The organism is Psychrobacillus sp. (assembly GCF_056205495.1).
On sequence record NZ_JBAEAP010000342.1, the window covers coordinates 1 to 5164 of the forward strand.

Consider the following 5164-nt stretch of genomic DNA (forward strand, 5'->3'; position numbering starts at 1 on the left):
AAATGAATACGGAGGATGTAGTAGAAGAGGTTTCAAAAGCATTTGAAGTAGAAGACTTCACTGCATTTAACTTAGACATCCAATATGATGATGGTGAAACAAAAAATTACGGAGTCAACTAAAATACTAAAGGCCAAAGCGATTAACTGATCGCCTTGGCCATTTTTTTATTTCCTCTTAAATGTTACAGGTGCCAGGCACCTGTAACATTTCATCCACACTTGTCCCACGTTATCGATCTTCAAGTCTGGCGCAAAGTATTCCAAACACTGTGCCTAGTGCTGCTCCTGCTAGTACTTCTACTGGTTGGTGGCCTAGTAGTTCCTTTAGTTCCTCTTCTCTTTTTACAACCTCAAAGCTAGGAAAATTACCAGATAGAGCTACAACGTTTTCTTCTAAATCGTTCACTAGCTGAGCGATTTCTCCAGTATGGCGTCTAATACCTTGTGCATCATACATAACGATTGCTCCAAACACAACTGCTAATGCAGTTTCCGTGTGGCGTGTGCCTCTGTTTGCTGCTACGTATGAAGCTAGGGCTGCTACACCTGCTGAATGAGAGCTTGGCATTCCACCAGTCGTAAATGCTTGTTTCAAATCCCATTCCCCAGTTATTTTTTTATGGGTAAACACCTTTAATCCTTGAGCCAATCCAATTGCTGATAACGCCGTTATAATCCCTTTATTCATCTTCGCCATCTTCTGCCTCCATTGTTCTATGTATTTTGTCCAATTAAATATACCTTATTAAAATACCCAATAACTAGCATAATAACCTTACTTTCTTTAAGTAACCAACACTTCTTCCATTAACGCAGCTTCCCTATTCTAATAAAATCGTGCCTTTACCTCCAAATAATAAAAAATCTCTTTAAGACCACGTGGCCCTAAAGAGATTCTTTCATCCAAATTATATTATAGTTCCTCTTCCTCTACTGCGTCAGGTGCATCCGGTGCCGCGAAAACCACTTGCAAGCCTACCTCTAAGCGCTGGGCTGGAGTGCTGTTTGACACTTCAATTGGCAGCTTAAAGAACTGGCTAGTTAACGAAACGGTTCCAGGCTTTTTGTAGCTAGTGAACTGGAATGGACGCACATCCCATGTAATCGCTACTGTACGCACTTCCCCATCCGAATCAATAATAGTTGTTTGCTTCGGCAATTGAGCTAGGAAATCATCATACGTAATATCTGCAGGAACGGTTAAAGTCTCTAATGGACTAATTGTTTCGAGAGTTACTTCAGACGATACAACAATTTTCACGTATGCAGTTTTCCCTTTCGTAATCACCAATGGATTAGTATCTGCGTTGTAAATTGTTTCTTTATAGGATTCCCCAAGCTCAATATAACTTACACTCATTGAATCTAATGTATCAAAATGAATGGTATAAGAACCTTCAGGAATATCCTTCATTTGATACACATGTTTTTGATTACTTGGTGTAGTGCCCACTTGATACACTTTATTTGTCTTTTTATTTTTCAAGCTAAAATTACTAATGTTTGTAAAATCAATCTTATTTGGAGAGGATGTACTATCTTTGTATAAGCTAATATGTGAGTTGCTTTTTTCTGGCTCTGGAAATATCACTTGAATAGTCATTTCAAGACGTTGTGCTGGCGTACTATTAGATACCTCTAAAGGTAAATTAAAGAATTCACTAGATAAAGTTCTAGTTCCTGGCTTCGTGTAATTTTCAAACTGGAATGGGCGCACATCCCATTTCAATGGAACTGTATGCTCCTGTCCTCTTGAATCTACAATTTTACCTTGCTTTGGTAGTGCAGCTACAAAATCATCATAAGAAATATCGTAAGGTACTGTTAAGTTTTCCAACGGTTTGATTTCCTGTAGCGTAATCTCTGATTTTAAAACAATTTTTACATATGTTGTTTTGTTCTTTGTAATGACTAGCGGATTACTAGATGGGTCATATATAGTTTCCTTATATGAGTCCCCCAGTTGAATGCTGTCGACTTGGAACACGTCTGGTGTATTTAGCTCAATCGTATACGATCCAGTCGGAAGATCCTTCATCTGATATACATTCTTTTGATTGTTCGGTGTAGTTCCTACGTTATAAACCTTGTTCGTTTCTTTATTTTTTAAAGCAAAATTCGAAATAGTCGTAAAGTCAATCTTGTTTGTAGATGAGGTACTGTCCTTGAATAAGCTAATTTGTGAAAGTCCCTTGTCCAAATTGACTTTAGCTTTAACAGTAAGCTCTATAGAATGCTCTACCTTCGTTCCGTCTGTTCTTGTAAGTAGCATTACCACTGTCCCTGACTTATCCGCTTGCCCAATTTCAGGCTGTACAATTTTCCCATCTACAACCATTCCTTCAGGTGTAGAAAATAAAGTCACCGTATAATCCTCGCCAATTAAAGCAGAAATTTTATTAACTAAAATATCTCCTTCGACTAGTTCTCCAATTGCTGACGATGTAATTTTAGCAGCCTCTTGTTCAGCAGCTTTTAAATCAGCTGCTTCTTTCGTCAGCTTAGCCGAATTAGTAACCAATGCCTTCTGCTTGTCCGTTAGTTTATTATATTCAGTTAGTGCAACGGTAACTGCTTGTTTATACTGTTTTGCACTAGACTCTTTATTAATTTGATCGATTAGCTCTACAACTTTGGCAGCAATTTTCTTATCTTCCTTAGCTGCTTTTAAAGCGATTAAAGCATTCTCTGCATCCACTAATCTAGTTATATCTACTAGCTTCTTCTGTTTTGCTGTTAGCTTTTCATAAGTGGCACGAACCACCTTGATCACTTTTTCATCACTTTCCTTCACCTTTGAAGCGGGCGGCACTACATAAAGCATCGCCATAAATAATTTTGCAACAGTTTGATCAATGATTGAACTTAAAAAAGGAGATTTAATAGAAGTCTTTTTCGCATTTTCTATTTGGATCTGAGCCTTTTCAACCGTTTCAAGTGGAGATGCATAAGCTGCCCCCACAAACGAATTCGAAAGAAGTGATATTACTAATACGATTGCCACAACTAATTTTTTCATAAGCTTCCGATTCCCCCTATTTTTATATAAATCTTTTTAAAATATTTTGCTTACTAAACCATTTCAATTCAGTCGCAATATTTTCCAAAGATATACATATTATTTTCAATTCTATCTATCAGTCTATTTAATTTCAAGAAAATTTAGTTTATTAAATACAAGTCTATGATTCTATAGTCCTCCTATTTTATTTTCTAATTCTACAGGAAATAACAAAATATTATTTTATAAGTCATATTTTTAGTTTTTTAATTTTAAAAATAGTTAACATTATTTGTATTTTTTAAATTTTATTCCATAAAAAGGGTTAATAAGATTCGAATGTCCTCATACTGATATCAGTTAACTAAAGAAAGGAAGCTGGTCTTATGGACACAAAAATTAAAAGTAAAGTAACAGAACAAAATAGATGGCATTACACAGCCATACTTCTTTTATTGTTAGCTATTTGTGATAGCTTTATCACCCATTTTGGTTTAAGCAACGGATATATAGAAGAAGCCAATCCGCTGATGCGTTATATGTATGAAACGAGCATCCTTAGTTTTTTTTCGATTAAAATTCTCTTACCGATTTTATTCATATTGATAATTTCAAAATTGAAGCCAAATGCCTTTTTGCAGTTACTTATAGCGGGAGCACTATTCCTATATGCCTTCGTCTTGTTCAAGCATATTTATTGGATATATGTACTCTTCATTGCTTAAAAAAATCCAGCAACTACCTAGCTGCTGGATTTAACTTATAGCGAGTTTTCTCTTCTCTTTCCCATTTTTGTAACAAAGGAAAAGGATCATATGCCCATTCTGTGCTACCATTGTATTTGTACATTCCATAATGAAGATGTGGAGCAAACTTACCAGCAGTTCCTTTTTTTCCATATCCAGAGCTGCCTACATAACCAATGATTGTCCCAGGTTCAACAATTTTCCCTTCCTCGATTCCTTTAGCAAATCCTGAAAGATGAGCATAATAATGATACGTATTGTTCACATCTCTAATACCAATTCGCCAGCCACCGTAGTCATTCCAGCCCTTGGTTTCCACGATACCGTATGTTGCCGATTTTACTGGAACGCCACTATAGGCAAAAAGATCAGTGCCCTCATGCATTCGTCGTCCACCCCACCCACGCTTATCTCCCCAAGTACTGCGATAACTGTAATTGTGGCTGATGGCAAGCACAAACGCCCGCTTATCCAGATTTAATACCTCATACGTCTTATAAATCTTTGCATTCGTCAATATTTGTTTCACCGTTAAATCTTTGTCATAGTAGCGCTTTAAAGCTTTTTCAAAATCCTTCTCAGAATGAACTTGAGGGCTTAAATATTGGACAAGCGTAAACATGACATCCTCATCATTTTGGCGATCCGCAATTCCATCATTATTGCCATCTCTTCCCTGACCTTCAAAATAAGTAATGGTTGTCAAATTAGTATCGTCCCCAAGCGGATTAAGCGGCCCTACCCAAAAATCATCCGTAAATTGTACGGCAACAACACCATCTCGCTCAGGCAGATCTTTCCTTACCTCCTGTATATTCCGCTCATATTGGTCCACTGCAGCCAAGTAATACCAAGGTAATGTATCCGTGGAGTACTTTATATAGTAATCCATCCGCTTATCTAGAATTTGCTCGCGCGTAAGCTCCTCGGCAGCCGAAGCCTCGGAGGCAAAAAATAGACATAGAAAGCCGACAGACATTATTTTAATAAGCAAGCGCATGAATGATTTACCTCCTTTTTAATTCTTTCATTAGTTTTCCCAAACGAATCAAAATCATGAATGATAATTAAGCTTTTGAGCAAAATAAAAACGACCGCCTATTGAAAAGACAGTCGTTTACTTGAATTTTTACATGCTTCAATAAATCCTTTAAAAATTGCCTCGGATGAATCATCTCCAGTCGTGACTAAGCACTCTGGATGCCATTGAATACCAATAACAAAGGAATGATGTTGACTTTCAAATGCTTCAATTATTCCATCACTTGCAATACCCGAAATTTGATAGCCCTGTGGAATTTTGCGCACCGCCTGATGATGAAAGCTATTTACTTTAATGCGGTCCTTTCCAATAATATGCTTTAACACAGTTCCTTCTCCGAGCTGCACAAAATGAGAAGCATGAGTACGTGGAG

The 5164-nt window shown here is 37.0% G+C and carries 5 protein-coding genes; 1 reads left to right on the top strand and 4 read right to left on the bottom strand.

Annotated features, from left to right (window positions below):
- Positions 1-231: 231 nt before the first annotated feature.
- Together AC06OU_RS10165 and AC06OU_RS10170 are read right to left on the bottom strand one after the other, a co-directional pair.
- A complete protein-coding gene (locus tag AC06OU_RS10165; RefSeq protein WP_169358727.1) occupies positions 232-699 on the bottom strand; it encodes a divergent PAP2 family protein in 468 nt (155 codons plus the stop codon).
- Positions 700-915: 216 nt separating this feature from the next.
- Complete coding sequence (locus tag AC06OU_RS10170; protein ID WP_475855557.1) at positions 916-3021, bottom strand: hypothetical protein; 2106 nt, start codon at positions 3019-3021, stop codon at positions 916-918.
- A gap of 368 nt (positions 3022-3389) precedes the next feature.
- On the opposite strand from AC06OU_RS10170, the gene AC06OU_RS10175 reads away from it, so the two are divergent.
- Positions 3390-3728, top strand: a complete 339-nt coding sequence (locus tag AC06OU_RS10175) for a DUF5658 family protein (protein ID WP_475855558.1) — start codon at positions 3390-3392, stop codon at positions 3726-3728.
- A gap of 13 nt (positions 3729-3741) precedes the next feature.
- On the opposite strand, the gene AC06OU_RS10180 is transcribed toward AC06OU_RS10175, so the two are convergent.
- Both AC06OU_RS10180 and AC06OU_RS10185 read right to left on the bottom strand, forming a co-directional pair.
- Positions 3742-4749, bottom strand: coding sequence for a M23 family metallopeptidase (locus AC06OU_RS10180; RefSeq protein WP_475855560.1), 1008 nt, complete (start codon positions 4747-4749; stop codon positions 3742-3744).
- A 98-nt stretch (positions 4750-4847) separates the two neighbouring features.
- Positions 4848-5164: gamma-glutamyl-gamma-aminobutyrate hydrolase family protein (locus AC06OU_RS10185; protein WP_475855561.1), on the bottom strand; the 317-nt coding region annotated here is incomplete at its 5' end.